Genomic DNA, 26,954 nt, shown 5'->3' with positions numbered 1-26,954 from the left:
AATATTTACTATAAGTATATATTTAAATCTTAAAACTACAATATAAAAAGTATTTAAGGAGATATAACAATGGAAAAATTATTTTTGAAAAAATTTTTAAAAAGTATATTCTCAGATACCTTTGAGGTACAATTCTGGGATGGAACAGGTGAAAAATTTGGTGAAGGAGATATAAAGTTTAAAATAATAATAAATGAACATTTATCCAAAAGTGATATTTTAAAAGATCCCTTCTTAACTTTTGGTGAAGCATATATGAATAACATTATAGACTTTGAAGGTAATATTCAAGAAGTTATAGAATCCGTATACAAAAATAAGGATAGCTTTCTGCATAAAGCTTCTCTATTTGAAAAATTGTACAAAATCACCCCACATTCTATAAAAAACAGTAAAAATGATATAAAGCACCACTATGACCTAGGTAATGATTTCTATAAATTATGGTTAGATAAAACTATGAACTATTCTTGTTCCTACTTTAAATCAAAGGAAGATTCCTTATATCAAGCTCAGCTAAATAAAGTTGATCATATCTTAAAAAAATTAAATTTACATCCAGAACAAAAATTATTAGATATAGGCTGTGGCTGGGGAGACCTTATAATAACTGCAGCAAAAAAATATAATGTTAAAGCACTTGGCATAACCTTAAGCAATGAACAATTTAATAAGGTAAATGAACGAATAAAAGAAAATCATCTTGAAGATCAAGTAGAAGTTAGATTATTAGACTACAGAGAACTATTAAAAACAGGTGAAAAATTTCATAGAGTTGTCAGTGTTGGTATGTTAGAACATGTGGGAAGAAAAAATATTCCTGTTTACATGAATGCTGTAAGTGATTTATTAGAAGAAAATGGAGTATCCCTACTTCACTGCATCACAGCCCAAACAGAAAGTGAAGCTAATCAATGGATTAAAAACTACATATTCCCTGGTGGATATATCCCCTCTATAAGAGAATTAGTTTATAGCATGGCAGAGAATGATTTACATTTAATAGATTTGGAAAGCTTACGCCTACATTACTGTAAAACCTTAGAATGTTGGGCTAAAAACTTTGAAGCTTCTTTAGATGAAGTAAAAAAATTAGGTTTTGACGATAAATTTATTAGAATGTGGAGATTATACCTCAATTCCTGTGCAGCTTCCTTCCATTATGGAGTAATAGATTTACATCAATTCTTATTAACAAAAGGATTAAATAATGAAATTCCCATGACAAGAGACTACTTATATAAATAAAATACAAACCAAAAATTATTTGATAATGACTATCACCAATGCTGTAGCATTCTATTTCTATGATATTTAGCTACTTTAAGCCAAACTTTTTCCCCTATAAAGATATAAATAATAAATATTCTCATTTAAATTTATATAAATTATGTTATAATTTATATATAATACAATTAATCCATATATAGGTATAAAAGTTTAAAATATTTAATCAAATAATAAATATTATTATAAGCATATATTTAAATATTAAGGTTATACTCTAAAAAGTACTTAAGGAGGTATAGCAATGGAAAAGTTATTTTTAAAAAAATTTTTAAAAAGCATATTCTCAGATACCTTTGAAGTAAAATTCTGGGATGGAACAACTGAAAAATTTGGTGAAGGAGATACAAAGTTTAAAATAATAATAAATGAACATTTATCTAAAAGTGATATTTTAAAAGACCCCTTCTTAACTTTTGGTGAAGCATATATGGATAAAACTATAGACTTTGAAGGTAATATTCAAGAAATTATCGAGTCAGTATATAGAAATAAAGATAGTTTTCTACATAAAGCTTGTCTATTTGAAAAGTTATACAAAATTACCCCCCACTCTATAAAAAATAGTAAAAATGATATACAGCACCATTATGATCTAGGTAATGATTTTTATAAATTATGGTTAGATAAAACTATGAACTATTCTTGTTCCTACTTTAGATCAAAGGATGATTCTCTATACCAAGCTCAACTAAATAAGGTTGATTATATCTTAAAAAAATTAAATTTACATGATGGACAAAGATTGTTAGATATAGGTTGTGGCTGGGGAGACCTTATAATAACCGCAGCAAAAGAATATGGTGTTAAAGCACTGGGAATAACTTTAAGCAATGAACAATTTGATAAAGTTAATGAACGAATAAAAGAAAATCACCTTGAAGCTAAAGTAGAAGTTAGATTATTGGATTACAGAGAACTATTAAAAACAGGAGAAAAGTTTCATAGAATTGCAAGTGTTGGTATGATAGAACATGTAGGCCGAAAAAATATTCCTCTTTATATAAATACTATAAGTGATTTATTAGAAGAAAATGGAGTATTCCTACTTCACTGTATAACAGCTCAGAAAGAATGTGAAGGCAATCAATGGATTAAAAAATACATATTTCCCGGTGGATATATCCCCTCTACAAGAGAACTAGTTTATAACATGGCAGAAAATGACTTACATTTGATCGATTTGGAAAGTTTACGCCTACATTACTGTAAAACTTTAGAATGTTGGGCTAAAAACTTTGAAAATTCTTTAGATGAAGTTAGTAAACTAGGCTTCGATGATAAGTTTATTAGAATGTGGAGATTATATCTAAATGCCTGCGCTGCTTCCTTCCATTATGGAGTAATAGATTTACATCAATTTTTATTAACAAAAGGATTAAATAATGAAATTCCTATGACAAGAGACTACTTATATAAATAAAGAGATAAAAACTGTTTCAGTATAATTGAAACAGTTTTTATTCTTTTAATATATAAAATAAGTTTTATTAATAGACACTATCAGCTATTCTAATAGACTTTTCAAAGGTTATTTAAAAAAATTATTGAATACTACTATTAAAGAAGCTTTATAAGGAGATGAAAATAATGAAAACAAAAAGCAATTTAAATCAACTTATATTTATAGGCTTTTTAGTTATGTTTTCATCTCAAATATATATAAAATTATTTGTTAATCATTTCAATATATCCTTTGGTATTATAGTTCTAATAATCCTACTATATATGATTGAAATGGATGATAAAATAATGGTGGCCATCACTTCTTCTTTTCTTGTATATATAATAAGAATCTTTGTTTATTTCTTAGAAAATAGTGAAATAAACTCTGCTCTTAAATTAGGTATAATTAATCATTTCCCAGAGTTCATATTTTACTTAGTTTATATAACTATCTACTTTATTATTATTAATATTAAAAATAAAAATTTAAATTCCCTTTTATTTAAACTCATTATCTGTGATTTTTTTGCTAATTTTACTGAAATGTCTATTAGACATACTATTTATTTAGAAAACTTTAGTCTTAATATAATAATAGGATTACTGTTTGTTGCATTCTTAAGATCAACATTAATATGGGTTATGATAAATTTAATGATTAGATATAATACTACCCTCCTAAAGAAAGAGCATACAGAAAGATATATAAAGCTATTAGCATCAAATTCTACTTTAAAAAGTGAAGTTTATCTTATGGAAAAATCTATGGATAACATAGAAAAAGTCATGGGAAAATCCTATAAGTTGTATATGGATGTAAGCCAAAAAGATTTAGATGAGGTTTTAAAAACTAAAACTATGGAAATTACAAAAGACATTCATGAAATAAAAAAAGAGTTTAATTTGATAGTTAGAGGTGTTAATGAATTAACAAATACAAAGGAACTTAAAGATAGTATGAATTATTATGAAATACTAGATATATTAAGACATATGATAAATATAGAAATTAAAAATACAAAGATAATCTTTAAAATTCGAAAGGGAGAAAATTTTAATACAATATATCATTATTATTTAATATCTATATTTAGAAATATAATTATGAATAGCATTGATTCTTTAGAGAACATAAATAATGGACTAGTATGTTTAAATCATACTTATACCAGCATTGATAATATAAGTGGACATTGTTTTGAAATTATAGATAATGGCCAAGGAATAGATAAAGAAGATAAAAAATATGTATTTAATACAGGCTTCTCTACTAAAATTGATTTTAATACAGGAGATGTGAATCGTGGACTTGGATTAAGTATAGTAAAAGATATAGTTGAAACTAAGCTAAATGGAATTGTGAAGCTAACATCTATAAAAGGAAAAGGTACTAAATTTATGATTTTTATACCCAAAGATGTTTTAGAGGGGGAAAGAATTTGAGAGTATTAATAATAGATGATGACATAAATGTTCATAAAATTCTTAATAAAATAATAAATCATGAATGCCTAGGAGAAGTAATAAAAGATACTCCCCTAAATGGGGAGGATGGAGGATTTTTAATAGAAAAAGAAAAACCAAATATTGTTATTGTAGATCTTTTGATGCCTGGAAAGGATGGTTTAACTTTAGTTAGAGAATATAAATCTAAATACCCTCATATTCAATATATAATGCTATCCCAAGTATCCTCTAAAGATATGATAGCTAAAGCCTATGAAAATGGAATTGAGTTTTATATAAGCAAACCCATAAATGCAGTTGAAGTTAAATCTGTTTTAAAAAAAGTGATTAATAGTGGTATTATGAAAAAAAAATTAGGTAATATAGACTCTATATTAAAAAAAGAGGATGAGGATACCTTTACATCTAAGATTAAAAGTATAATGAATAAATTAGGCATATTAGGTGAATCAGGATGCGAAGATATAATAAAAAGTATAGAATTTATAATTGAAAATAATTCTAAAGATACATATACTCTTAAAGAATTATTTAAAGAAATATCCGATAAACCCAAATCAATAGAACAAAGAATAAGAAGAACAGCCTTTGTAGCTTTAAATAATATTGCTAATTTAGGAATAGAAGATTATATGAATGACATCTTTGTAGAATTTTCAAATTCTATTTTTAGTTTTGAAGAAGTAAAGAAGGAAATGGATTATATAAGGGGGAAAAATTCTGAAAAAGGATCTGTCAATGTTAAAAAATTTTTACAGGGAATAACCTATTACATTAATAAATAAAGTGTATTTGAAATTGTTATAATTATAACAAAATACTTTTTGAAACTTTCCGAAACTTTTTGAAAGCTAGGCTATATAGTCTAAATAATCAATTAATTCTGAAAACTATCAGAAAAGTTGGAATCAAGGGAGGTTTCATATTGTGGAAATTGTTAAAGGAATGGGCCTATTGTTATTTACATTAGGATTATTTTCATTATTCAGCTTTAAAGCCCCTAAGGGAAGTAAAGCTATGTCAGGACTAGCAAATGCAGCAGTAGCAACTTTTTTAGTAGAAGCTATTCATAAATATATAAGTGGCGATTTTTTAAACTTTGCTTTTCTAGGTAAAGTTGGATCAGTGTCAGGATCTATGGGAGGTGTGGCAGCAGCTATTTTAGTGCCAATATCTATGGGAGCTAATCCACTTTATGCAGTGGTAGCAGGTGTAGCCTTAGGTGGATATGGAATACTTCCAGGATTCGTAGCTGGCTATATTATAGGACTTATAGCACCTATGTTTGATAAAAAATTACCAGAAGGACTGAATACTATAGTAGGAGCTCTTTTAATAGCTCCCTTAGCAAGATTTATAGCAATGGGAATAGATCCTGTAGTTAATGCTACATTAGTTAATATTGGACAAATGATATCCTTAGCTGCACAGCAATCCCCATTAGTTATGGGATTCTTACTTGGTGGAATAATGAAAGTTGTATGCACCTCACCATTAAGTTCAATGGCAGTTACAGCTATGCTTGGACTACAAGGCTTAGCTATGGGTATCGCAGGTATAGCCTGTGTTGGAGGCTCTTTTACAAATGGTATTATCTTTAAAAGACTTAAATTAGGTAATAAAAGTAATATAATAGCAGTAATGTTAGAACCATTAACTCAAGCACCAATAGTAACTAAAAATCCTATCCCTATATATGGATCAAATATTCTAGGTGGAGGATTAGCAGGACTTTCAGCAGCATATTTTAATATAATAAATAATGCTCCAGGAACAGCATCTCCTATACCAGGATTACTAGCACCCTTTGGATTTAATGACCCTAAAAAAGTTCTTATAGCTGTTACCTTTGCTGTAATAGGTGGAACCATAGGTGGACTTGTTGGATCAGTTGTTTTTAAAAGTTTTGCTAGAAAAGACTACAAGTTAGATGAAGTTCCAATTAATGAAATTAATGAAGTAAATGATGATGTTAATAATATTAATGGTGAAATTGCTAAAAGTAAAGCTTTTTAATACAATGAAATAGTTAATTAAGTTAGCAAATAAAAGAGTAAATATTTTTATATTTGCTAAGCTTGTTCAAGCTCCATGCACATACATGGGGCTTTATAATGCCTTATTTTATTATGAAGTATTATAATTTTTTTGCTCTTTATATAAACCTTTAATTTTTAGCATATAAAACATCCTTCCATTTTCCATATCCTAATTTTGTCATAAAAGAAATAAACTAACATAGAATATTTTATGGATACATTTTTAATTATGAAAAGTATTTTAGGTTAGTGGGATCATAAATGAAATGGTATCATTTTAAGAGGTACTATAATTATAGGAGCTAAAATAATAAAAATTTAATTATTATATTTAATTATTATAAATGAAGTATAAGCGGATTTACTTAAACAACTCCACCTATACTCCTGTTATCAAAGCTTAACTGTATTACAATTATGGTCTGATTCTTGTTGCTGTGAAAAACTGAAATTATTGAACAAAAGTTACAGTTATTTAAAAAGCTTTCTATGATAGAAAAAATATCATAAAAAGTTTTTTAATTATCTTGTTTAATCATTTCAATGTCTATCATCTTTTCAGCTATAAGCAATTATTCTTTTCATTATATAAAATATTTATTTAACTGGTAATTTTACTTCAAATATATATTATTTATTTATTTACCTGCATATTACTGTATCACATCTAAGTGAAGTTTTTCCATTTAATACCTCAATCTATTCTAGATAATTATCATATAATATCCAAGTTGCACTATGAAAATTCTGTAATAGGATAACTAGGAAGAATTGGTACAAATTGCTTTTATACTTATTTATTTTTATAGTCAGTACAATCTTGAAACAAGAAATATATCATATTGATGCATTTTTCAATATATAAATCCATATCTTTTATTTCATCGTCGTATATACTCTTATGGCATATATCATCAATTATGAAAAATGAATAATGAAAAAATATCTTTTCTTCCTCTTCACCTTTAAAAGGTATAGATAAAATTCTGAAAATATCTCCTATATTTTCATCCCTACGCCTCTCCTGTTCCTTTCTTATCATAGCTATATCCTCATCTAAAAGTGTCAATGCCTCCATTTCATCGTGAAAGGTTTTAGAAAAGTCATGTTTTTTTATCATCATTTTTATAAATATCCTAAAAAGATCTTTTGCCTCTTCTACATTATTAAGTTGTTTATCAACATTCTCTACCCAAAAGTTATGGGTTGGATATATAAATTTTTCATTAAGCCTTTCAATCACCTTAATGTAAATATCCTTCTTATCTTTAAAATAGGCATATACAGAACCAGTAGCAACATCCGCTTCTTTAGATATATCTGCTGTAGTAGTATTGTAATAACCTTTTTCATTGAATAATTTATAAGCTGCTTCTAATATTCTATTATATTTTTCCAAAGCTCTTTTTTGAGTTGGTATTCTTGTTTTTCTTTTCATTTTCATCACCTACTCTAATAATAAAAGATAAAAAAATAAAAGTCAACGAAACATGAAATTAATTTCATATATTGACATTGGAATTTTTCAGGTGTATTATATGAACATAAAATCAAATTCATATTTTATATAATAATAATTTTGGAGGGTATCATGAATAAAAAAGAAAAAATATTAGCATTTATATCTCTAGCAATAGCTTGCTTTTTAACAGTATTAGACTCAACTATAGTTAATGTATCTTTGCCATCTATGGCTCATTATTTTAAAACTGATATAACAGGAATATCTTGGGTAAGTACAGCCTATTTAATTCCTTTCTCTGCTCTTTTAATAAACTTCTCAAAAATTGCAGATATTTATGGAAGAAAGAAACTATTTTTAATTGGTCTTATAGTCTTTGGTTCTTCATCAATATTTTGTGGACTATCTACTTCTCTTTATATGATTATAATCTTTAGAATCATTCAAGGTATAGGAGCTGCAATTCTTACTCCATTATCTATACCTTTAGGCATAGAATTATTGGGGAAAGATGCCATGTCAAAGCTTGCTATTATAATTGGTATGATAATTTCTGTAGCTGCAGCTTCTGGCCCCGTTATAGGTGGAATCTTAAATGAAGCCTTTAATTTTAAGGCAATATTTTATGTAAATGCTCCTTTTATTCTTATTTCTATCTTCTTAGGAGTAAAATATGTTAAAGAATGCTATGACAAAACAATCCAAAAGAAAATAGATATTATAGGTTCTATACTTTTAGCCTATGGAATTGGGGCACTAATTTTCCTACTTGTTAAAGGAAATTACTATGGTTGGGAAAGTACAATAATAATTACCTTATTAGTAACATCTTTAATTTCAACTATCATTTTTATAATACATGAAGCTAAAGTAAAAAATCCAATGATAGACTTCAAATTATTCAAAATTAAAAGCTTTACTTCTTCCATAATAATAATTGGAGTAATATTCTTCGCCTTTATGCCTATCTCCTATTTAATGAATTTCTATCTAGAAAATCAATTAGGCTATACAGTATTAAAATCTGGAATTATACTAGGTATAGTAAGCTGTATCTCCTTTATTATGTCCCCAATTTTTGGTATTATATCTAAAAAATATGGTGCTAGAGTTACTTCTCTATTAGCTATAATTTTTGTATCTTTAGGAGACCTTATGTTTGTATTTATGAATAGTTCAAACAATATAAAGATAATCTATATTTCTTTTATTACAGTAGGACTTGGAATTGGTGCAACTTCCCCATTATATCAAAGCGCTTTTGAAGAGATATCAAAGGATAAAAATGGTATTGCTTCAGGTATACTAAATAGTTTTAGGCAATTAACTGCGTGTTTAGCTATAGCTTTAGTTTCAACATTAAGTAGTCATTACACTACTCAAGCTATAGACAATACCAAAAGTAGAATCATAGATACAGTTAATAAAAATGTAGTGCTTGAACAACAAGTTAAATCTACAATATGTGATAAAATAAAGACTTCAAACACTAGCAAAAATACTTCTTTTTCAAAAGATATGGTTGATAGATTAATTGAGGCTAAAGAAAAAACAGTATTAGGATCTGTTCCAGATAAAATGAAACCATCTATTAAGAAAAAGTTCAATGTTGAAGCAAAAGAAATACATAATATCTTAGATGAAGCAACTGTGATAAAAAATGATGAAAGCAATAAGGTTTATAATAAATGTTTCCTAATCACAGCAATTATTGCAGCCTTAGGTCTCATAGCAGTACCTTTTAATAAAAAAAATGAAACTAAATTAGAAAAAGTTAAAACAGAAATAGTAGTATAAATTAATTTTCATCTTCTTAACTAATTATATCCTTATAGTAAAATTGAAAAAGGAGAACCTCTCCTATTATATAAGGGTTCTCCTTCTTTTTTGTTTATAAAATATTTTTGTACCTTTTCATCAAATTAAAACTCCATTAGCACTAGTCATATCAAATATTTATTTAACTGGTAATCTTACTTCAAATATAGTACTGTCATTATCACTATAAGCTGATATAGTCCCTTGGTGTAGTTCTATAATATTTTTCGTTATAGCTAAACCTAATCCTGATCCTCCTATTTTGTTATTTCTTGATTTTTCTACTCTATAGAATCTGTCAAATATATATGGTAAGTCTACTGTTGGTATTGATTGACCATAATTTATAATTTGAATTACTGCCATATTTTCTTCAAGTTTTGTTACTACATCAACATAATAACCGTCTTTCCCATATTTAATTGCATTAGATAATAAATTTTCAAATGCTCTTACTAATTTTCCTGCATCTGCATTTACTATTAGCTTATCTTTTGAAAAATTAATTCTTGATTCCATATTTGCACTTTTAAATTGATATTCAAAATAAGCAACTACTTGCCCTAATAATTCCACTAAATTAATATCAACTTTCTCTAGATTAATAGTGTTGTTTTGCATTTTAGTAAGTTCAAACAAATCCTTTATAAGCAAATTTAACCCCTTAGATTTTTCATAGGCTATATTAACATAATATCTAAGTGCCACCTCATCTTTATATTGATCATTATCAATAAGTTCTAAATATCCCATTATTGAAGTTAATGGAGTCCTTAAATCATGGGAAACATTGGTTATCAAATCATTTTTAGTTTTCTGTGCATTTCTTTCTGCTACTGTTATATCTTTAAGTTGTTTTGATATATTATTTATATTTTCTGCTAAATTTTTAATATCCCCTTCCGCATTAACCTGTATAACTCTATCTAAATCACCATTAGCCATTATTTCAGTTTCTTCTATAATAGCTACAAAATTTTTAGCTTTTCTATAAGTTATGATGAAATAAAACATTGAAAATAAAACTGCTCCAACTATTATATTAAGATATTTACCAACTATTTCATACTTAAGCCTTTTCCAAAACATCCAAAAATAAAAGGCAAATTCGTTGTCAAATTTCACATATAAATAGTTTAGTATTTTCTTACTTATATTTGCTGTTATGTAAGTTAATATTAGAGCTATTAATATATCTACCAATGATAATAAAAAATATTTATATAATCTCTTATTTTTCAATTTTGTAACCAACTCCCCACACAGTATGAATTACCTTACTACCTTCCATATATTTTTCTATTTTATCTCTAAGTCTACTCATATGTACCATAACAGTATTATTAGATTGATAATATCTTTCTTTCCATACCTTTTCAAAAATTTCTTCTGCACTAAAAACCCTTCCCCTATTGTTAGCTAATAAATATAAAATTTCAAATTCTCTTGCTGTTAAATCTATTTCATTCTCATCTATTGTAACCTTGTGTTGCTTCTTATCTATAACCATTGACTCAATTCTTATTATGTTATCTGTAGTTTGCATTTTAGTATTTAAAAAATATGCTCTTCTAAGTAATGCTCTTATCCTAACTGTAAGTTCTAAGTGATTAAAAGGCTTACATACATAATCATCTGCACCAGTCATAATACCTTCTATTCTATCCATATCCTCTACTTTTGCACTTAGCATAAGAATTGGTATGCTATACTTTTCTCTTGCTCTTTTGCAAACTTCTAAGCCATCCATATCTGGCATCATTATATCTAAAACCATTAAATTAACTTCTTCTCTTTCTAATATTTCTAAAGCTTCTTTTCCACACCTTGCCTTAAATACATTATATCCTTCATTTGTAAGATTTATTTCTAATAAATCTCTTATTTCTTTTTCATCATCTACCACAAGAATATTATTGTTCATGTTTTCCTCCAATTATATAATTATTTACCTAAGTATTCCTCTAAGGTAATTTTATTATCATAAATATATTTAGCAGCTTCTTTCCCAACATATCTAATATGCCAAGGTTCATGTTCTATATTCGTTATACTTTTCTTTTCCTTTGGGTATCTTATAATAAATCCAAATCTATAACAATTTTTTGCAAGCCAATCTGCTTCTTTTGTTCCTTCTACAAAATATCTATCTTTATTAGTAATATCAATACATAGTCCTGTTTGATGTTCACTAAATCCTGGCTTAGCTACATATGCATCTGCAAGTTTTTTCCCTTGAGATTTCACCCTATTCTTATAAGTATTTTTTTGTGATCTATAAGATCTATAGCCTGAGTTACCAAGTAATATTATCCCTTCTTCTTTAGCTGTATTTATCAATTCTTCTAATGGTTTTACAATAATTCCTGCTACATGTTTTTCTTCATCCTCTAAATTATCTGAAAATGATATGTTGGGTATACTTAACCCTTCTGGTATGTAATCTTTATTTAGGCCATTCTCTCTGTTTACTAATAATCGTTCTGGGCTTATATTAACACCATTTTCTTTCACTAACTTATCTTTATCAGCTAAGCTAGAATTAATTCCTATAACACTTGAATTTTCTAACTCTAGTACTGTATCTTTTAACATATAACAAAATCCACAAATTATTATTATTATAATAAATAATAAACTCTTTTTAAATCCTTTTTTCATATCTTCTACTTCCTTTCTAATATGGTAATCTCATTGTAGAAGATAGAGTTTACGAGAATTATAAAAAATTCTTACGAAATCTTAAGTTTATAAAAAACGGCCACAAAACTTATATCTTTATTAAATCATCCCATTGTTATAAAACTCCTTAAATCTTCATGTTAACTTTTGTTACATATATTTTTAGTTCTAATTTAAATATTAAGATTAAATTTTTTGGAATTCATATAGAAATTAACCATAAAAAGAAAAAGCACTTATCCCTCGAAGATTAATGTGCTTTTCATATATTTAAATTATTAAAGTAATTTTTACTTTTATTAGAGATCCATTTTCTATAGTTATTTCACCATTATGTTCTTTAATTATTTCATTGCATAAATATAACCCGAGTCCCCTACTATCTTTATTATCATTATTAGATTTTATAAAAGGTTCAAATATATTATTAAATATTTCATCTGGAATTGGATTACTATTATTTATTACTTCAACAACATATTTATTATCTAATATATAAGAATTAACGTATATCTCATTTCCTCCATGGGAATATTTTATTGCATTATCGATTATATTGATTAATACTTGCCTAATTTTATCCTGTTGTGCCTTAACTGTTCCTTCATTTATATTTTGTATTATTTTTAAGGAATATTTGTTAGCCTTTATATTCATATCATTACAACATTGGATAATAAGCTCTTTTATATCAATATATTTAAGCTCTTCTTCGATAACACACATACCTTTGGACACATCTATAAGCTCTAATACTAAATTATGAAGTCTATCACTTTCGGAATAGATTCTTTCAATAGCCCTTTTATCAAATTCTTCATCCTGAACCATTCCTGTAAGTAATAATTCAGCATATCCTGATATAGCTGTTAATGGTGTTTTTAACTCATGAGTTACACTATTAAAAAATTCCTTTCTTCCTTTTTCTAATTTATAAACCTTGTTCTTTTCTGATTCAATAGTTTCTATCTGTTCTTTTATTTTATCTCTCATATTTATAAATTCTCTTGCTAATATTGCTACCTCATCTTTTCCATGTTCAGCAATATAAATATCGTAATCCCCATATCCTAGTTTTTTTATTGCATCTGTTAATTCGGTAATTGGCTCAGTAATTTTATTTGTCCTTAAAAATAAGAATATAAATATAACTATAAATGTTCCAAGTTCTATAATATTTATAATATTTATAGTATTTTTATAGTTCCTATATTCTGTATCATAATTCTTTACTATACTTACGATCCCCATATATTTATTATCAATATATATAGGATAGGTTAGCATTGCATCTACTCCATTATTTTTATACTTCAAATCTACTACAGCTTTACCATCCATGACTATTTCTTTACTTTTTTTTGTTATACTTCTGAATTCTTCTGGAACATTTCCTTCTATCAATTTATAATTTATATCTCTTATATCACATTTACATTCATAATTTAAAGATATATGTTTTATTATATAATTACCCTCTTCAACTAATGCTTCTTTTTTGTCCTTAGTACTATTAGTCACAAGGGTGTACTTTACATACTCGTGGGTGCTATTCATTACTTGTTTCAAAAAATTATTTATACCATTCTCCATATTTGAATTTAAAACATTTGTTATTGCAACATTCATTATTACCATAGAAACTATCAGTATAAATATTAAACCAGTTATAAATTTATATCTTATTTTCATAAAAGTTACCTCATTACATATCCTATTCCAAAAACAGTATCTATGATAGATGTTGCATTTTCTTTATCAAGCTTACTTCTTAATCTTCTAACATGAACATCCACTGTTCTAACCTCACCCTCATAATCAAATCCCCAAACTTTATTTAAGATAATTTCTCTTGAAAAAACTATATTTCTGTTTTTAATAAAAAACTCTAACAATTCATATTCTTGAGGTTTTAGTTTAATTTCTTCATCATCTTTAAATACAATTCTACCCTCTAAATTCACTTTAACAAATTTATTTATATATATAAACTCTTCCTCTGATTTTTCTTTATACTTATTAACTCTTCTTATTGCAACCTTTACCCTAGTTAATACCTCTTTTATATTAAATGGTTTAGTAATATAATCATCCGCGCCTAACTCTAATCCTAAAACCTTGTCCACAATATCATTACGAGCAGTTAACATAATTATTGGAATACAGTATTTATTATTTATATACCTACATAATTCAAAACCATTCTCATCTGGTAAGTTTATATCTAATAATATTAAATCTGGGTGAAAAATCTCTAAAGCATCTTGTGCATCCTTGGCTAAAAATACACCCTTGGCAGTATATCCATCTGCCCTTAATGCAGATACTAAAATATCATTTATAGACACTTCATCTTCAACTATTAGAACCTTAAATCCCATTGTAATTTCCCCTTACTATTAACATTTATACACCGAAATATCTGTGTGTTTTCCAACTTATTTATAATTTAACACTAAATTAAAATTTGAAACTTATCTATATAATATTTTTTATGAATATGCTATAAGTATACACTATTACTTTTTTAGTAAATATATTCTATTTCAAAAAATTTTTATCTATAAATAATAAATATATTCTGGATTTATTTAAATTTAATTTTTTTCTATTATCTTACCATCTTCAAAAACCTTAATAACACCAACAGTTCCTGTTCCACCTTGTTTTATAAATGATTTTGACTTTACTACAATCTCATAATATTTTTTATCATTTTGATTTTTAACTTCTGGAATAATTGAATAAGATAAATCCTCATTATTTTTATAGTACTTTTTAGCATATTCTAATGATTTCTCTTGAGTAAAGTCCACTTTATTATTTTTAGAGTGTTCTAATACTTTGTTGTTATTTTTAGAATCTACTTTGTTGTTATTTTTAGAATCTACTTTATTGTTGTTTTTAGGATTTGACTTTTCTTGTTCTTGTGCTTTTATTATTTTAAGATTTAGTTCAGCCATTCTATCATATTGTTCTATTTTACCTTCGTACTTTATAGTTCCTACTTTACTTGTATCTATATTCTTATTATTCCAAACAACTCCAACTTCCTTGTCTTCATTGTTTATTTTTGCTTTAATTTTATCTGGTAATTTGTATTCATTATTTTGATAAACATTTACATATACTTTGGTAACTTCAAATTTTGATTTTATATCATTTAATAATTTTTTCATATTTTCAGTATCAACATTATTGGTTACAGCTAATTTTATAAAATAATAAGCATCGTCAGTTCTTTTCTTTTCCATATATTTATTTTTTATTTCTATATAAGATTCCTTGTTAGACTTGTCCATTAAAATTGCTTTTTCAAAAGAACTTTTAGCATCATCATATTTTCCTACATTTAAAAAGTTAGTCCCATTTGCAATAAATTTTTTTATTTCATTTTCCTGCATTGCCTCTTCTTTTTCTACATTATTTGTTAACACACTGGTTTTTTGTTTATTGCCGCAGGCAGAAACACTTAGCATAACTGTTAATATTAATATTAAAGAAATTATAGTTTTTTTTGTCATAAATTATCACTCCTTATGCCTTCTCTATCCAGATATTATCATTATTATTTTGCCAAAATTAACAAATTTGTTACCAATTTGTTTCCCAAGAAAAGTTTTAGCTATATCCTTCTTCTTAAAGGATATAAAGGAAACTAGTAATCTTACTCAAAATTAAAATTATACTTATAGACTAAACACATAAAAGATGGTCTTGTCCATAGGTTCTTTTTTATATCAATTATATTATGTGTTAATAATTAATAAAAATAATTTTCTATATTAATATTTTATTACATTATCTTTTAATAACACAAATCCACAACGCCCAATATTAACCATTTTATAACTTTATGGTATAAACTGTTCTTCTATTCTTACTATTACATTATTTTCTACATATATATACGCTAAAAAACTTCCATTATCAAATCCTAAATTTTTAAAGCTTTCATAATTAACCTTTTGTAAATCTAAAGCATTTAAATTATTACGATATCCAGAAATATATATATCTACATTTGGCGATATTTCATAAGTTCCTAAACTCTTATCTTTATTTCTAATATAAAACTGACATGGTACCTTTCCTACATTTTCTGCCTTTATCTTACCATCTTTTATAGCTTCTATTTCTGGAGTTTTATCATTAGCGTCTTTCTTTAAGAAAAATTGTACATCATCAAATTTCAAATATCTTTTACCATTTTGTTCATATATTTCATTTATAAATCCTATCTGTTTTCCTTCTTTAACTTCTTTTACTTTTTCATTCTTATTTTCTTCTTGAATCTTCTTCACTTTTTTAGTGTTATCTTCTTTTTTAGTCTCTTTTTCAATTTCTATTATTTCAAGATATAATTCAGCAATTCTATCATACTGTTCTATTTTACCTTCGTACTTTATAGTTCCTACTTTACTTGTATCTACACTCTTATTATTCCAAACAACTCCAACTTCCTTGTCTTCATTGTTTATTTTCGCTTTAATTTTATCTGGTAATTTGTATTCATTATCTTGATATACATTCACATATACTTTGACAACTTCAAATTTTGATTTTATATCATTTAATAATTTTTTCATATTTTCAGTATCAACATTATTGCTTACAGCTAATTTTATAAAATAGTAAGCATCATCTATTCTATTCTTTTTCATATATTTATTTTTTATTTCTATATAAGCTCCCTTGTTAGACTTGTCCATTGAAATTGCTTTTTCAAAAGAACTTTTAGCATCATCATATTTTCCTGCATTTAGAAAATTAGTTCCATCTTTAATAAATTTTTTTATTTCATTTTCTTTCATGGCCTCTTGTTGTTTTACATCATTTGCTAATATACTTGTTTTTTGTTTCTTCCCACAACCTGAGGCACTTAGCATAACTATTAATATTAATATTAATGAAATTATAGCTTTTTTTCTCATAAATTTTCACTCCTTGCATTTGGTATATTTAAATATTACCATGGTATTTTTACCAAAATTAATAAACTTGTTTCCAATTTGTTTCCGGGTGAAAATTTAAATTATATAATACTTTACAAATATATGCTTAGAATATTGCTGAATCTTTTCTTTCAGTAATATTCTAAGCATCATCACTATTTAAAGGAATCTATTTTTAACTTATTTAATATTTTATACCCTTAAGGTCTAAATTGTTCTTGTATTTTTACTATTACATTATCTTCTACATATATATAGAATAAAGCATTGCCCTGACCATAAACATTATCTAAAGTTTTAAATTTTTCATAATTGATTCTTTGCAAATCTATAGTATTAATATTTTTATCTATATGATACTTACAAACATCTACCTCTACATTTTCAGATATTTCATAATTTTCTAAACTATTATCATTATTTCTAAGATAATAATCATCTGTTACTCTTCCATCTAGTAAATATTCCTTCTTTCCGTCTTTTATGACTTCTCTTTCTGCAATCCTATCATTAGCATCTTTGTTTTTAAAGAATTCTACCTCATCAAATTTTAAATATCTTTTACCATTTCTTTCATATATTCCATTTATAAATCCTATCTGTTTTCCATTTTTAACTTCTTTTACTTTTTCATTCTTATTTTCTTCTTGAATATTCTTCACTTTTTGAGTGTTATTTTCTTTTTTCATCTCTTTCTTAGTCTCTTTTTCAAGTTCTATTACTTTAAGATTTAATTCAGCGATTCTATCATACTGTTCTATTTTACCTTGGTACTTTATAGTTCCTATTTCACTTGTATCTACATTTTTATTATTCCAAATAACCTCAACCTCCTTGTCTTCATCATTTATTTTAGCTTTAATTTTATCTGGTAATTTGTATTCATTATTTTGATATACATTAATATATAATTTAGTAACTTCAAACTTTGATTTTATATCATTTAATAATTTTTTCATATTTTCAGTATCAACATTATTACTTACGGCTAGTTTTACAAAATGATAAGCATCATCTAATCTATTTTTTTCCATATATTTATTTTTTATTTCTATATAAGATACCTTGTTAGATCTCTCCATTGAAACTGCTTTTTCAAAAGAACTTTTAGCATCATCATATTTTCCTTCATTTAAAAAATTAGTTCCATTTTTAATAAATTTTTTTATTTCATTTTCTTTCATAGCTTCTTGTTGTTTTACATTGTTGGTTAATACACTTGTCTTTTCTTTTTTACCGCACCCTGAAACACTTAGCATAAATATTAATATTAATAGTAAAGAAATTATAGCTTTTTTTCTCATAAAAATTCACTCCTCCCATTTGGTATACCTAAATATTACCATGGTATTTTTACCAAATATAATGAATTTGTTGCCATTTTGTTTCCGAGTGAGAATTTTAAATATATTTTTTATATTATTCTATGATTATATATAAATTACTTCGTTAACTTTTAATTAAATCCTAAAATATTAAATGTAAAAAAGGTATTATAGCTGTTACATTTCCTGTAATAGGCAGACTTGTTAGATCAGTTGTTTTTAAAAGTTTTTATTAAATTTTATACTTTAAAATAAAAAATACCCTTAGGTATAATTAAAATATATCTAAAGATATTTTTTTGTTTTAATACTATTTTTAATTTAATAATGCTATTTCATTTATTCTAAATTATTCTCCACCCTTCAGCTTTCTCACGAATATTTATAAATCTCTTGTACACGCCTTCTTCATTTATTAATTCTTCATGTCTACCTTTTTGAACAATTCTGCCACCATCAACTACAAGAATTTGATCTGCCTTTTCAATAGTTGCTAATCTATGAGCAATAATAATAATGGTTTTTCCATGAGTTAATGCTGAAATTGCCTGCTTAATTAAATGTTCATTTTCTGGGTCAATGCTAGCTGTAGCCTCATCTAATATTACAATAGGTGCATTCTTTAAAATAGCACGTGCTATAGAAATACGTTGTTTTTCTCCACCAGAAAGTGATGATCCTCTTTCCCCTGCTATGGTGTCATAACCATCTGGTAATGCTATTATGAAGTCATGACAACATGCCTCTTTAGCTGCTTTAACTATCTCCTCTTCTGTAGCACTGAGATTACCAAATAAAATATTGTTACGAATAGTATCATGAAATAGGTAAACATTTTGAAATACCATACTTATATTTTTTAGTAAGCTGTCACAAGTGAATTCTCTAACATCATGTCCTCCTACTCTAATTCTACCCTCATTCACATCATAAAAACGAGAAATTAAATTACATAAAGTAGATTTTCCACTGCCAGATGGACCAACAATAGCTGTGGTTGTATTCTCTGGTATTTCAAAAGAAATATTATTCAAAATCCTACGCTCATCATAACCAAAAGATACATGCTCAAAGTTAATATTATAATTTTTAAGCTCTATATCTTTACCATCAGAATCAATATAATCCACCTTCTCAATTTTCCCTAATTTATTCAATGCTGATTCAATAATCCCTAACATATGAGCTGATTCATTAATATTTTCTACTCCACCAAATATCATAAATGCAAAAATTGCCATCATAAGAAAGTTTGGGAGTTCCATTTTTGTACTCATAGTAAGGCATCCAGTTACTAAAACTATACCAACAGATGCCATTTTAAGTGCAAATAAATGTAAACAATTAAAAGGTACAAATTCTCTTTGAATTTTAATACTTATATCTTTACTATTCTTACAAGTGTTTCTTATACTCTCCATAGCTACTCCTTCCTGTCCAAAGGATTTAACTATAGGTAATCCATGTATATATTCTATGGTAGCGCTTGCTAAATCTTCTGATACCTTATGATTAATAGAGGCTGTACTATTACTTTTTTTATTCATACCTCTTAATGCTAAGGCAGATAAAAGTGCCCCTATAACTGATACAATTGCTGCTTGCCAACTAAAATAAGCCAAACAAAGAACTATTGCTAGTAAATTAGCATAACCATTTACTACTGCATCTATTATCTTCATACCTTGTAACTCTACAGAAGAAAGTTCTGTTGTTATAGTGGATAAAATGTCCCCAATACTATTTTTGTTAAAATATCCTAAAGAAACTCTCTTTAGAATATCTCCTATATGGATACGTTGTTCTGCTGCTACCTCATTTCCAATACTCTCTTGAAGTTTTGCTTTCCAATAAGAGCATAAAAACCTTAGTAATATAAGGACTATGATAGCTAAAAAAGAAATCCAAATTACACTTATAGTCATTTCCCTTTCTCCACGCATATCGAGTAAAACTTGATTTAGTGCCCAAGAAGCAACAATAGTAGGACCTGCAGTAAAACAGGTAGCAAGGAAAGAGAAAACAATACCTAAATATAAACGTTTTTCATATCCTTTAGACCATAAAATGATACGTTTAATTGTTTTAAACATCTTCTTCTACCTCCTTCCTAACTCCTGATATAGACCAATTTTTTGCATCAATATGAGATTTCCACATTTCATTGTAAAGTGAACAAGTTTTAAGTAACTCCTGTTGTTTTCCTGAACCTTCTATCTTCCCATTTTTTAGAACTAAAATTTGGTCTGCATTTTGAATCGTAGATAGTCTATGAGCAATAATTAGCAATGTCTTTCCTTTTGCTAAAGCCATAATAGACCTTTGTATCTTCTCCTCATTTTCAGGATCAGTAAAGGCAGTTGCCTCATCTAGTATTACAATAGGGGCATCCTTTAAAATAGCTCTTGCTATAGCTATACGTTGCTTTTCTCCACCAGATAAGCTCTTTCCCGCTTCTCCTACTAAGGTGTCATAGCCCTTTTCAAGATTCATAATAAATTCATCACAACAAGCTGCCTTTGCAGCTTTTAAAACTTCCTCATCACTAGCCTTTAAATTACCCAACCGAATATTTTCTTTTATTGAACAATTAAATAAAAAGTTATCTTGGGTAACAAAACTTACCATGCACGCTAACTGTGAAAGTGGTATTTTTCGAATATCTATTCCTCCAATTGTTATACTTCCTTTACTTACATCCCAAAATCTAGCTATTAATTTAGCTACTGTAGACTTTCCTCCACCTGAAGGTCCTACCAATGCTGTAAAACTTTTTTGTGGTATTTTAAAATTCAGCTTATCCAATACCATTTGGTAATCATTATCATCGTATGAGAATGAAGCATCCTTAAACTCAACATTATAATGGTTTAAATCTACGTAATTTTCCTCACTTTTAAGTTCCTTTAAATTTAATAACTCCTTAGATCCATTTACACAATGTTCCATAGCCTTTAATTCATTAATAAAGCTTGTTGATTTTAGTATTGGTCCAATGATTCCAATAGATAAAATCAAACACATAGTAAGTTCTGATGGAGTCAAACTTCCATTCTTATATAAAATAAGGCCAATTGGAAGAGTTCCCAATAAAGTTGTTGGTAATATAGCAAATATAAAATTCATAGTTTTCCATGTGCTTTCAAACCAAGCTAATGTGAAATCTTTAAAGGATTTTACTGAATCTTGAAATTTTTCATAGGATTTAGTGCTTTGATTAAAGGTTTTAACCACTTCAATTCCTTGTACATACTCTACAATTACACTGTTAACATAATCATTAGCTTTCATGTAAGCTGCATACTGTAAGTTAAATGTTTTTACTGAAAGTACCATTGGAATTATCCCAAAAGGGATAGTAATCATAGATGCTAGTCCCATTCTCCAATCTATAGTAAATAAATATATAAATACCGCAATAGGCAATAATATGTTAGATCCCATTTCAGGAATCATATGAGCCAAAGGCCTTTCTATTCCCTCTACCTTGTCCACAATAATATTTTTAAGGTGTCCAATAGTTTTTGAAGTAACTTCTCCCAAGGGTGCTCTCATCAAACGGTCAGCAATTTTTAAACGTAAGCCTTCTAAAATAGCATAAGCACAAGTGTGAGATAATACTGTAGAAATTCCATAAAAAATAATATAGATAATATAACTTAGAATGCAAACCCCACACCAAAATAAAAGAGACTTAGTTGTTATACTTCCATTAATAAATAGAGATATAATTTGATATATTCCTAAATAAGGTATAAATCCGCCTACTACGCTAATAACTGCACAAATTACTGATAGAATCATCTTTGTCTTATAAGGTGAAGCAAAAGTAAAAAGTGTTTTTAGCCAACTTTCTTTTTCCATATAATTACCACTCCCTTCACTTTACTTTAATCAATTTAAATTGAATTTTTTCTATAAATAAGTGGAGATACTCCCATAACATCCTTAAAGGCAGTAGAAAATTTACTTGGACTATCATATCCTACTTTTCCAGCAATTTCTGTGATGCTGCACTCTTTGTTTTGACGTAATAATACAGCCCCCATATTTATTCTATAAAAACGCATGTAAGCAAATATGGAATTACCGTATACATTCTTAAAACAAATTTTCATTGATGTTAATGGAATATCAAACTCTTTAGATAACTGGTCTAAAGTATAATGCTTATAAAGATTTTCAGTCATTAAAGTATGAATAGCCTTAACTTTTTCCACTTGTGTTTTATAAAAATAAGGTTGCTCTTCACAATTTGAAGGTAATTCCAGTGCATCTAAATAAAGAAGTAGCTCTAATATCTTTATTTTAAAATAAGCCTTTTTAATTTTCTGGGGTACAGTATATAATTCTGAAAAAATGTGTTCTATAGAAGGGTCGCTCTTAATTATAAATGGAGATCTATCATCACAATATTTTTTCTGAATCTCATATAAATCCACTGGGAAATCACGAATTTCTAAAGGAAGTGCCTTTGAAGCTTCTTCTAAATTAAAGAATATACTAATTCCATGATAGTGATTAAAAGGAAATTCTACATGTCCACTATGATGAATTCGTGGATCTATCTTCAGATCCCCAGTACCTAAATAGCTATATACACCCTTACGTATTTCATGTTCAATACGCCCTTCACGACAATGATCAATACAAAGACTATCTACATCTATCTTAAAATTTGACTCACAACTTTTCATGTGAAAATCATTATACATCAAAGATACCCCTGGAAATACACAATAGGATTTCATAATTCCCTCTCCTGTTTCATTTTGTATCTGGAAAACCTTACAATCTTCCCCTTCAGTAATTATAGATACATCATCTTTATCCTGTTCTTTTTCCTTCATTAAATGTGATATATATTTCAAGTAATTATTCCTCCCTATTATTAAATTCTAACTAATTAGACCTTTTCTATTTAACCTTATACTCGACCCTTCATTAATCTTTTTTTCTAACATAATAAAATAATTCCCCATTGCGTTATCCCCTTAATAAATTCTTTGTATTATGCTTTAAACCCTTAATTGTTCACTATTAGTGTAACAAAAGTATAAAAGCCCTTCTTCTCCATTTAGACTATTCTTGACCATTTAGACATTTTTATTTTTATATAATAATAGCTAGTAAAATGTATTACATTTTACTAGCTATTAATTCATTATTTTTTTCATATTTATTTTGTGTATAGTAAGTTTATACCGGGAAACCATTAAGTATAAAGTACACAATCATTGAAATCAAATCAATAGCAAGAATTATTACCATAATTATTAGTACTATTTTGCATATCTTCTTTGTATACATCTTAACATTTTCTCGATCAATGCTATCAATTATTGTTTCAAGCCTATTCATTACTAATGGCTCTGTCTTTGTACTCTCTTTTGCTTTTACGTCCATTACTAATTCATCTAGGGATACTTCAAAAAAGTCTCCTAATGCTATTAATTTTTCTAGTTCTGGTGTAGTTTCGCCAAGTTCCCACTTAGAAATCGTTTGTCTTGAAACATTTAACTTGCTACCTAATTCATCTTGTGATAATCCTTTTTGCTTTCTCAAAGAATATAATTTATTACTAAACGCCATTTCCTTACCTCTCTACCTCTCACCCTTTCTACCTAATACTATAACAAATAAAATTAATACTATTGTACAAATTAATCCAGCCTCTATTCCATATTTACCACCACTTAACAGTTTCATATTTTCATTAGAATTAAATTTAAACACTGATGATGCACTGTTTGAACCACTTAGATTAATTCCAATTATAATTGATAACATAAAATTCCAAATACTATGAACAGCACATGATACCCATATATTATTATACTTAATCATTAATAAAGATACTACTGTTGAAAATAATAATAAATTAACTATCCCTACAATTACAACTATTGTATTAGACTGAAAAAGGGCAAAAAAATGTGGGAATGCAAACATAGCTGAACTAATCAATATTGCTATGCTAGTAGGAATTTTATATAGAAGTGAATTCATCAAAAATCCTCTACACATAATTTCTTCCATAGCCCCTTGAATAATAAAACCTCCTAAGTATGCCACAATAAGGATTATATTTATATCATCATTTTTCCCATAATATACAACAGCCCCACTGAATACGCACAAAACAAATATAATACAGAGTAGTATTACTGCTATTCCTGTTCCTAAAAAATACGACTTTGCAATTTTCTTTTTTACAATCCCCATACTTTCTAAATTTCTCTTTTCTATAAACTTGCAATATAGTATTGTTATTGCCACATGAATCGAATACCCATAATACTTAATTAACGTCATAACATCGTTACTGGGCATCTCTCCCTGCAAAAAATTATAACCTGCTGCAGCTAGTCCCAATATTACTATAACCTCTGCAATAATCTTAGATGATATAAATACTACAATAAAGCCAAGTAACTTTTTAATTACATATAATTCCTTAGAAATATCACCTACGTCCTCCTTAAAGGGATTAATCATCATCATTATTTCTTTCATAAACTCTGCCCTCCAATTAATTATTCACATCAAAATAAATATACTTTTTCTTACAACAAAGTTTACATTTTATTTTTAATAATAGCTACCAATTGAGCTTAGCAATATGTCAACCAAAGTTAACATTGTTCAATTTTCAATGTTTCAACGGTTATAGTATCATATTATTTGAAGAGTCTTTCTTAAACATTTCCATTCTTGATTCATCATTTTCTTAGCCTTATAATTAACTTTAAAATGCATTACTACTCCAATTTTCATTTTAGCCCCTAAAATCTAAACCTTATAATTACTATAAATATTATAATTCACTTTAATTTGAACAAAATTTAAAGGCCACTTATATATAAGTAGCCTTTAAATTATTCTGAATATGATACTGTATTTTAGCGTATAAAAGTACGGTTCACCTTAGCGAGTAAAACGTAAACTTTTTTTAATATTATATTACCCTATAATTAACTTTCAACAATTATTTTTTCTTATTTGTTTATCCATTAAAATTGCATACAAATATTATGGTGCTTGTAGCTTTTGTAAAAGTACTGTTTCTTTAATTCTTGTACCACATATTTTTCAACGTAATCTGGTCTCTAACTAGCCTCCGTCAACTTCAAAATTAAATTATAACTCCTCCTAGCGAAGCCCAACTGCTCCAACCATTACTTGGTGATATTTGCCATATATGCCATAACGCATAATCTTTTCCTCTTGCAAATACTTCTAAGCGTCCATCTCCATTCTTTCCTACTACTAGTTGATCAATCCAGCCACCCATTGAAGCCCAGTTGCTCCAACCATTATTGGGTGCTGTTTGCCATATGTGCCATAATGCATTGTCTTTTCCTATTACAAATACTTCTAAACGTCCATCTGCATTTCTTCCTACTTCTATCCCGTTAATCCAGCCACCCATTGAAGCCCAAGCGCTCCAACCATTACTTGGTGATGTTTGCCATATATGCCACAACGCATTATCTTTTCCTCTTGCAAATACTTCTAAGCGTCCATCTCCATTCTTTCCTACTGCTATTTGATCAATCCAGCCACCCATTGAAGCCCAATTACTCCAGCCATTATTGGGTGATTTTTGCCATATGTGCCATAATGCATTGTCATTTCCTATTACAAATACTTCTAAGCGTCCATCTGCATTTCTTCCTACTTCTATCCCGTTAATCCAGCCACCCATTGAATCCCAACTGCTCCAATCATTACTTGGTGATGTTTGCCATATATGCCATAACGCATTATCTTTTCCTCTTGCAAATACTTCTAAGCGTCCATCTGCATTATTTCCTACTGCTATTTGATCAACCCAGCCACCCATTGAAGCCCAGTTACTCCAACCATTATTGGGTGATGTTTGCCATATGTGCCATAATGCATTGTCTTTTCCGATTGCAAATACCTCTAAACGTCCATCTTCATTTCTTCCTACTGCCATTCCATTAACCCATCCACCCATTGAGTCCCAACTACTCCATCCATTACTGGGTGCTGTCTGCCATATGTGATATAATTCATAATTGGTGTTTCTAGCAAACACCTCCAAACGTCCATCTGCATTATTAATTACGGATAATACTTGACTATTATCATATGGAGACTTTCTCAGTTTATCACCACGGTAATCACTTGAATAAAAATCAAAAAGACCTAGTGGTACCATAAAACTACTTTCATAATATGGACAATAAAATACTTTGTTTGTTTTATAGGGTTTCAAATAAACTCCTCCTTGGAATACTCTCTAAAATACATTATATACCATACAACCCCAAACGTTACTTTTCTGTTATTGTTCTAAATGAAGCATTTTTTACTACAACAAATATATCTACAGCTATAGCTATAGATATAACAAAAAGTAGCCCACCACCGCAATTGGTATGGGTACTTTTTATAACATTAGATTTAAAAGCTGTCTAAACAACTTAATTATATACTATAGGGT

At 27.5% G+C, this 26,954-nt stretch carries 20 protein-coding genes and 1 pseudogene; 6 read left to right on the top strand and 15 right to left on the bottom strand.

Annotated elements, in window-relative coordinates; all coding sequences use genetic code 11:
* Positions 1–69: 69 nt before the first annotated feature.
* From ACYUEW_RS01710 to ACYUEW_RS01690, 5 genes are all read left to right on the top strand, one after another.
* Positions 70–1,248, top strand: coding sequence for a class I SAM-dependent methyltransferase (locus ACYUEW_RS01710; RefSeq protein WP_460276105.1), 1,179 nt, complete (start codon positions 70–72; stop codon positions 1,246–1,248).
* Positions 1,249–1,531: 283 nt separating this feature from the next.
* The gene (locus tag ACYUEW_RS01705; protein ID WP_003488631.1) at positions 1,532–2,710 is read left to right on the top strand and encodes an SAM-dependent methyltransferase; all 1,179 of its coding nucleotides are present in this window, start codon (positions 1,532–1,534) and stop codon (positions 2,708–2,710) included.
* A gap of 167 nt (positions 2,711–2,877) precedes the next feature.
* Positions 2,878–4,176 carry an ATP-binding protein gene (locus ACYUEW_RS01700; protein WP_460276104.1) on the top strand — a complete coding sequence of 433 codons (1,299 nt, stop codon included), beginning with the start codon at positions 2,878–2,880 and terminating at the stop codon, positions 4,174–4,176.
* Positions 4,173–4,985 (top strand): response regulator, encoded by an 813-nt coding sequence (locus ACYUEW_RS01695; RefSeq protein WP_460276103.1) that lies wholly within the window; start codon positions 4,173–4,175, stop codon positions 4,983–4,985. The genes ACYUEW_RS01700 and ACYUEW_RS01695 overlap by 4 nt, the downstream gene beginning before the upstream one ends.
* Before the next feature lie 142 nt (positions 4,986–5,127).
* Positions 5,128–6,216: a PTS sugar transporter subunit IIC gene (locus ACYUEW_RS01690; protein WP_163201222.1), complete on the top strand. Its 1,089-nt coding sequence runs from the start codon at positions 5,128–5,130 to the stop codon at positions 6,214–6,216.
* Positions 6,217–7,032: 816 nt separating this feature from the next.
* Here the strand turns inward: ACYUEW_RS01690 and ACYUEW_RS01685 are convergent.
* Positions 7,033–7,677, bottom strand: a complete 645-nt coding sequence (locus ACYUEW_RS01685) for a TetR/AcrR family transcriptional regulator (RefSeq protein WP_460276102.1) — start codon at positions 7,675–7,677, stop codon at positions 7,033–7,035.
* 153 nt (positions 7,678–7,830) lie between these two features.
* On the opposite strand from ACYUEW_RS01685, the gene ACYUEW_RS01680 reads away from it, so the two are divergent.
* Positions 7,831–9,498 (top strand): DHA2 family efflux MFS transporter permease subunit, encoded by a 1,668-nt coding sequence (locus ACYUEW_RS01680; RefSeq protein ID WP_460276101.1) that lies wholly within the window; start codon positions 7,831–7,833, stop codon positions 9,496–9,498.
* Between the two features lie 159 nt (positions 9,499–9,657).
* Here ACYUEW_RS01680 and ACYUEW_RS01675 read toward each other — a convergent pair whose 3' ends face one another.
* The 14 genes and pseudogenes from ACYUEW_RS01675 to ACYUEW_RS01610 all read right to left on the bottom strand — a co-directional run bounded on the left by ACYUEW_RS01675 (position 9,658) and on the right by ACYUEW_RS01610 (position 26,726).
* Positions 9,658–10,761: a sensor histidine kinase gene (locus ACYUEW_RS01675; protein WP_460276100.1), complete on the bottom strand. Its 1,104-nt coding sequence runs from the start codon at positions 10,759–10,761 to the stop codon at positions 9,658–9,660.
* Positions 10,751–11,443, bottom strand: coding sequence for a response regulator transcription factor (locus ACYUEW_RS01670; protein WP_085333077.1), 693 nt, complete (start codon positions 11,441–11,443; stop codon positions 10,751–10,753). Before ACYUEW_RS01670 ends, ACYUEW_RS01675 begins: the two co-directional genes overlap by 11 nt.
* Before the next feature lie 20 nt (positions 11,444–11,463).
* Positions 11,464–12,180 carry a M15 family metallopeptidase gene (locus ACYUEW_RS01665; RefSeq protein WP_085333076.1) on the bottom strand — a complete coding sequence of 239 codons (717 nt, stop codon included), beginning with the start codon at positions 12,178–12,180 and terminating at the stop codon, positions 11,464–11,466.
* Positions 12,181–12,471: 291 nt separating this feature from the next.
* On the bottom strand, positions 12,472–13,893 hold the full coding sequence (locus tag ACYUEW_RS01660) for a sensor histidine kinase (RefSeq protein WP_163201216.1): 1,422 nt from the start codon (positions 13,891–13,893) through the stop codon (positions 12,472–12,474).
* A 5-nt stretch (positions 13,894–13,898) separates the two neighbouring features.
* A complete protein-coding gene (locus tag ACYUEW_RS01655; protein WP_460276099.1) occupies positions 13,899–14,582 on the bottom strand; it encodes a response regulator transcription factor in 684 nt (227 codons plus the stop codon).
* 554 nt (positions 14,583–15,136) lie between these two features.
* Positions 15,137–15,725: pseudogene (locus tag ACYUEW_RS01650) on the bottom strand (Ig-like domain-containing protein); the annotation flags it as partial.
* A 330-nt stretch (positions 15,726–16,055) separates the two neighbouring features.
* Positions 16,056–17,135 carry an Ig-like domain-containing protein gene (locus ACYUEW_RS01645; RefSeq protein WP_257411562.1) on the bottom strand — a complete coding sequence of 360 codons (1,080 nt, stop codon included), beginning with the start codon at positions 17,133–17,135 and terminating at the stop codon, positions 16,056–16,058.
* A gap of 221 nt (positions 17,136–17,356) precedes the next feature.
* On the bottom strand, positions 17,357–18,460 hold the full coding sequence (locus ACYUEW_RS01640) for a tetratricopeptide repeat protein (RefSeq protein ID WP_460276098.1): 1,104 nt from the start codon (positions 18,458–18,460) through the stop codon (positions 17,357–17,359).
* A gap of 365 nt (positions 18,461–18,825) precedes the next feature.
* Positions 18,826–20,574 (bottom strand): ABC transporter ATP-binding protein, encoded by a 1,749-nt coding sequence (locus ACYUEW_RS01635; RefSeq protein WP_460276097.1) that lies wholly within the window; start codon positions 20,572–20,574, stop codon positions 18,826–18,828.
* Positions 20,567–22,345, bottom strand: a complete 1,779-nt coding sequence (locus ACYUEW_RS01630; protein WP_460276096.1) for an ABC transporter ATP-binding protein — start codon at positions 22,343–22,345, stop codon at positions 20,567–20,569. The genes ACYUEW_RS01635 and ACYUEW_RS01630 overlap by 8 nt, the downstream gene beginning before the upstream one ends.
* A gap of 35 nt (positions 22,346–22,380) precedes the next feature.
* Positions 22,381–23,331 carry a helix-turn-helix domain-containing protein gene (locus ACYUEW_RS01625; protein WP_460276196.1) on the bottom strand — a complete coding sequence of 317 codons (951 nt, stop codon included), beginning with the start codon at positions 23,329–23,331 and terminating at the stop codon, positions 22,381–22,383.
* A 349-nt stretch (positions 23,332–23,680) separates the two neighbouring features.
* Entirely contained in the window at positions 23,681–24,073 is a 393-nt protein-coding gene (locus ACYUEW_RS01620) for a helix-turn-helix domain-containing protein (protein ID WP_460276095.1), read from the bottom strand.
* A gap of 12 nt (positions 24,074–24,085) precedes the next feature.
* Positions 24,086–24,997, bottom strand: coding sequence for a CPBP family intramembrane glutamic endopeptidase (locus tag ACYUEW_RS01615; RefSeq protein ID WP_043031398.1), 912 nt, complete (start codon positions 24,995–24,997; stop codon positions 24,086–24,088).
* Between the two features lie 619 nt (positions 24,998–25,616).
* Positions 25,617–26,726: a PLL family lectin gene (locus tag ACYUEW_RS01610; protein ID WP_460276094.1), complete on the bottom strand. Its 1,110-nt coding sequence runs from the start codon at positions 26,724–26,726 to the stop codon at positions 25,617–25,619.
* Positions 26,727–26,954 lie beyond the last annotated feature (228 nt).

Source organism: Clostridium sp. CTA-1 (assembly GCF_054768215.1).
This window is presented reverse-complemented; position numbering and strand designations above follow the sequence as displayed.